The following is a 4,424-nucleotide window of genomic DNA, read 5'->3' on the forward strand; positions in this document are numbered from 1 at the left end:
GAGCCGCGGATGTCGCCGATGACGTGGACATAGTCCTCCTTGACGATGCGGGCGATGTCGCCGGCTTCGATGCAGCCGTCCCACATCGGGCTGGGGCGCCGCTGGGGCGGGGTGGTGAGGGCCAGCGCCTGCAGTTCCTTGCCGTAGGGGCTCAGCGCCACCAGCGCCGGGCGCGGCTTGTCCTCAACACCCTGATAGGCGTCCGCGGCGAGCTCGACGCCGTCCCGCATCGGGACCCGGAGGTCCTTGCGGATGGCAATTTTCTCCCCGCCGGCATTCCACGTCGTGAAATCAGTCATGAGTGTGCAACTCCTTGATCGAGTGTGTCCCGCTGGCAGACCTGCCCCCCAGAGCGTGACATGAACATATTATTATAATAAAGAAGCTATATGCAACGCCACACGGTCGTTGCGATCCACTCGCGGTGCTGAAGGCTTGAGGGCACGGGCCCTCGACGCCGTGGCCGACGACCATCGAAGACCATGAACCGGTCCTGCAGCTGAGGAGAGAACGATGACGCAAGAAGTGAAAGTCCATCCGCTGGTGTCACCCTGGGGTCGTTTCGGCCTCTACAGCTTCTTCATTGACGCTCCCGAGCCTGCCATTGTCGACACCGGGATCGCCTCATCGCCCGCCGACGGCATGGCCCCCGCGCTCGAAAAGCTCGGCCGCAGCATCGAGGAGGTGCGCTGGATCCTGCTGACCCACGGCCACATTGACCACCTCGGCGGCGCGCACGCCCTGTGGGAGCTCACGGGCCGGCGCGCCCAGGTCGTGATCCATGAAGCCGACGCTCCCCTTCTGCGTTCCCGGCGCACGCACGTCGACCAGTACGTGGATGTGCGGCAGAAGTACCTGAAGGACCCGGAGGGCGAGGCCAAGCAGATCGGGATGGCAGAGCAGGCCATCTCGGGCGAGATGGAGCCGACCCTCCTGGTGCAGGGCGGGGAGACCCTATCCCTCGGCGGGGATGTCTCCGTCTCCGTGCACCACATCCCGGGCCACACCACCGGCTCCGTGGCCTACGTCATCGACGGGCGGGACGACGTCTTCGTCGGCGACGCTGTACAGGCCCACGGTGCCGCCAACGGCTTTCCGGGCTATGAGGACCCGAGCACCTACCGGGCGAGCCTGGAGTACCTGCGCGACGAGGTCCGCCCGAACCGTCTGTTCCTGGGCCACCCGTACCGCGGCCCGGACGGGGAGCCCTACGAGATCGGGCTGGACCGGGAGCACGCCCAGCAGGCCCTCCAGCAGAGCCTCGACCTCGAGGCCCGCATCGCCGACGCCGCCCAGCGGTACCTGCAGGACGGTCTGCGGGAGACCGACTCGGTGTACTCCCCGTTCGCCCGGGTCGCCGAGGAGCTCGGCTACACCGGCGACCCCACGCTGGAGCCCTCTCCATTCTTCACCACGCTGCACGGCTACCGTCAGCAGTTCGACCAGGCTCGCTGAACCCCTGCAGCGAGGTGATCCCCGCCGCCCGGCCGGGAAGCCATCTGAATAACGACGGCGGCCCGCACCCATCGCTGGGTGCGCCGCTTTGGTGCGTGAGGCGTCCGAGGTGGGCGCCGCCGTCGTCGTAAGCTGTCAGCTCACGGAGCGGGGACCTCGGTCTCCTTCGAGGCGGCCCGGTGCTGCTTGCTTCCCGGGCCTTCCCCTTGGCCAGCGGAACGAACAGGAAGGCCAGGGCGGCGAAGACGCCGGGGATGGCGAAGAGGAAGTTCATCTCGACCGGAAGGCTGAGCGCCAGCAGGACGCCTCCGAACATCGGTCCGACGACAGCGCCCATCCGCCCGACGCCCGAGGCCAGCCCGATCGCCGTCGAGCGCATGAAGGATGGGTAGTACTGGGAGACGAGGAGTAGGAGGTTTGCTGGACCCCATGGTGCGTCGGCGAAGCTGCACAGCGCAGTGGCGACGCTGAAGAGCGCGACGCCCGTGCGGACGAGCCTGTCTGCCAGGATCCCGAACAGGATGGCGCCAACCATCATGCCGAAGATCCCATAGCTGCCGATGGCGCCCGCGGCGACGGGGTCTACGGACCACTCCTTCATGAGGACAGGTAGGACAGACCCGTAGACGACTAGGTCGTACATGTCGAAGGTGATGTTGACCTCCTCCCCGCCCTTACGGACGGGGACTTCCCGGTTGGCCGCCCTTGGTGGGGCGGCTCGGGATGGTTCCTGCGTCTGGGACCTGTGCCGGGGCTTTCACCTTGGTCTGACCTGGTCTCGGCAGGCGTTTAGCGTCTCCTAAGCAGCTTCGCCCGAATCAGGTTGCTGCGCCGGTCCGGCGGCGACGGTCTTCAGTGCGTACTCCCTGAGGTTGATGGCCGCGTTGGTGTCGCGGTCGGGGATGGCCCCGCACGCGCACGCCCAGGATCGGACGTTCAATGGAACCGGCTCCCTGACGTGCCCGCAGGCGTGGCACATCCGGGTGGAGGGGAAGTTCCGGGGTGCGCGCACCACGGTGCGCCCGGTCTCGGCTCCCTTCTCCTGGATCCGCCGCACGAGGATCCCCCAGGCGGCGTCATGGATGCTCCTGGCCATCCGGGTGCGGGCCGGGGCGGTGATGCCCAAGGTTTCCAGGCCGATGACTTGGTTCTCGTCAACGATCCGGCAGGCAAGCTTGTGGTGGTGGTCGGTGCGGGCGTCGCGGACCTTGCGGTGGATGGCCGCGACCTTGGTCCGGGACTTGTCCCGGTTGGCCGAGCCCTTCTGCCGGCGGGCCAGCTCGCGCTGGGCGCGGGCGAGCTTGCGTTGCTGGGTGCGCAGGTGCCTCGGCGCCGGGACCTTCTCCACCGTCCCGTCGTCGTGGACGATGACCGCCAGGTCCCCCAAGCCCAAGTCGACACCGGCCGCCTGGTGCGCCGCATCCGGTGCGGTCCAGGCGGGGGTCTCGACAACGAAGGAGACATAGTAGCGTCCGTCCGGCTCGTGCACGACGGTGTAACTCGACGGGACGGAGGGTAGGGGACGGGAGAGGGCGAACCCGACCCACCCGATCTTCGGGATCCACACCTGGGCCCGGGTGGCCGAGACCTTCCGGACCCGGGTGTTGGCCTTGCCCGTGATCCGGAACGCCTGCCGGCCATCCCGGCGGGACTTGAACCGCGGAGCCCCGGCCCTCGCTCCTTGGGGAGCTTGCCAGCCTTCTTCTTGGTCATCCGGGAAAAGAAGGCGCTGTAGGCGCCCTCGAGGTCGTGCAGCGACTGCTGCAACGCCACGTCACTGACCTCGCCCAGCCAAGCGCGTTCCTCGGTTCGCTTGGACAGGGCCATCCGCCGTGCCAACTCTACATATCGGGGCCGGGACTCGCCGGCCTCGTGGGCCGCCCGGCTTGCGGCCAGGCCGTCATTGAAGACAACCCGGACGCAACCGAACACGCGGGCGAGCATCCCCTTCTGGGACTCGTCCGGGTACAAACGGTACCGGTAGCGCTTCATCATCGCCTTCCCCGAGCAGTCAGCAACGGCTTCGGTTCACACCTTTCCACCTGCCACCCACAGAATGGGGCCGCCACCCGCGTTTCTTCCCCGGCCTCACTGACGGCGTTTCCACGCGGAAATCTCGATGAACAGCAGGAAGGGCAGCGGAAGCGCGGCAACCCAGTAGACGCTCTTCCGGCCGAACCGGTCCGCCAGGGTCCCGCACAGGATCGCGCCGACCATCGTTCCAAAGAATCCGCAACTGCCGATGTCGGCAGCCTCGCCGGAATCCATGGGGTCGGACACACGTCGGCGGCACGGGTCCGGTGATCCGTGCCGCCGAGGCATGGTGGTGAGGAGGGCGGGCTCAGCCCTGGTTCAGGAAGTCACCCGTCTCCTGGAACACCCGGGAGTACTCCGGAATCCAGGAGAAGTTCTGGACGAAACCGTGGTTGGCCCCTGCGTAGCGGCTGACCGTCGCTTCGACGCCGGCCTCCTTCAGGCGCTGGCCGTAGAGTTCGCCCTCGTCCCGCAGGGGGTCGTACTCGGCCGTGATGACCAGGGTCTTTGGCAGGCCGGAGAGGTCCTCACGCTTGATGGGAGAGACCAGCGGGTCCGCCGGATCCGCCCCGCTCTCGATGTAGAAGGCGTTGAAGGGCTTCAGACCTGCGGTCTCCAGCCCATACCCCTCAGCGTTCTCCCGCAGCGAGGCGTAGCGGTCGACGTCGAAGTCCAGGTCCAGGGACGGGTAGAACAGGACCTGGTGCGTGATGCGGTCGAACCCGTCATCGTGGGCCTTCGCAGCGACGGCGGCCACGAACGTGCCGCCCGAGCTGTCGCCCGCGATGGCGAGGTTCTTGCCGTCCCACGTCAGGCTCCCGCCCTGCTCGGCGGCCCAGCGGACCACTCCGTAGCAGTCGTCGAGGCCGGCCGGGAAGGCGGCCTCGGGGGCCCGGCGATAGCCGACCGAGATGACCTTGTGGCCGGTCTCCTTG

At 67.7% G+C, this 4,424-nt stretch carries 4 protein-coding genes and 3 pseudogenes; 1 reads left to right on the top strand and 6 read right to left on the bottom strand.

What is annotated here, in order from left to right; translation table 11 throughout:
* Positions 1-299, bottom strand: a pseudogene (locus tag AC5RW2_RS40740) (CocE/NonD family hydrolase); the annotation flags it as partial.
* A 214-nt stretch (positions 300-513) separates the two neighbouring features.
* On the opposite strand from AC5RW2_RS40740, the gene AC5RW2_RS40745 reads away from it, so the two are divergent.
* Positions 514-1,455, top strand: a complete 942-nt coding sequence (locus AC5RW2_RS40745) for an MBL fold metallo-hydrolase (protein WP_494032241.1) — start codon at positions 514-516, stop codon at positions 1,453-1,455.
* Here the strand turns inward: AC5RW2_RS40745 and AC5RW2_RS40750 are convergent.
* The 5 genes and pseudogenes from AC5RW2_RS40750 to AC5RW2_RS40770 all read right to left on the bottom strand — a co-directional run.
* Entirely contained in the window at positions 1,409-2,098 is a 690-nt protein-coding gene (locus AC5RW2_RS40750) for an MFS transporter (protein WP_494032242.1), read from the bottom strand. The genes AC5RW2_RS40745 and AC5RW2_RS40750 overlap by 47 nt on opposite strands.
* 156 nt (positions 2,099-2,254) lie before the next feature.
* Positions 2,255-3,127 (bottom strand): annotated as a pseudogene (locus AC5RW2_RS40755) (RNA-guided endonuclease InsQ/TnpB family protein); the annotation flags it as partial.
* 200 nt (positions 3,128-3,327) lie between these two features.
* Positions 3,328-3,450, bottom strand: a pseudogene (locus AC5RW2_RS40760) (helix-turn-helix domain-containing protein); the annotation flags it as partial.
* 93 nt (positions 3,451-3,543) lie between these two features.
* Positions 3,544-3,735 carry a hypothetical protein gene (locus tag AC5RW2_RS40765; RefSeq protein ID WP_494032243.1) on the bottom strand — a complete coding sequence of 64 codons (192 nt, stop codon included), beginning with the start codon at positions 3,733-3,735 and terminating at the stop codon, positions 3,544-3,546.
* A gap of 61 nt (positions 3,736-3,796) precedes the next feature.
* Positions 3,797-4,424: alpha/beta hydrolase (locus AC5RW2_RS40770; RefSeq protein WP_494075276.1), on the bottom strand; the 628-nt coding region annotated here is incomplete at its 5' end.

The sequence above is a fragment of the Arthrobacter sp. B0316-1-20 genome, assembly GCF_059091865.1.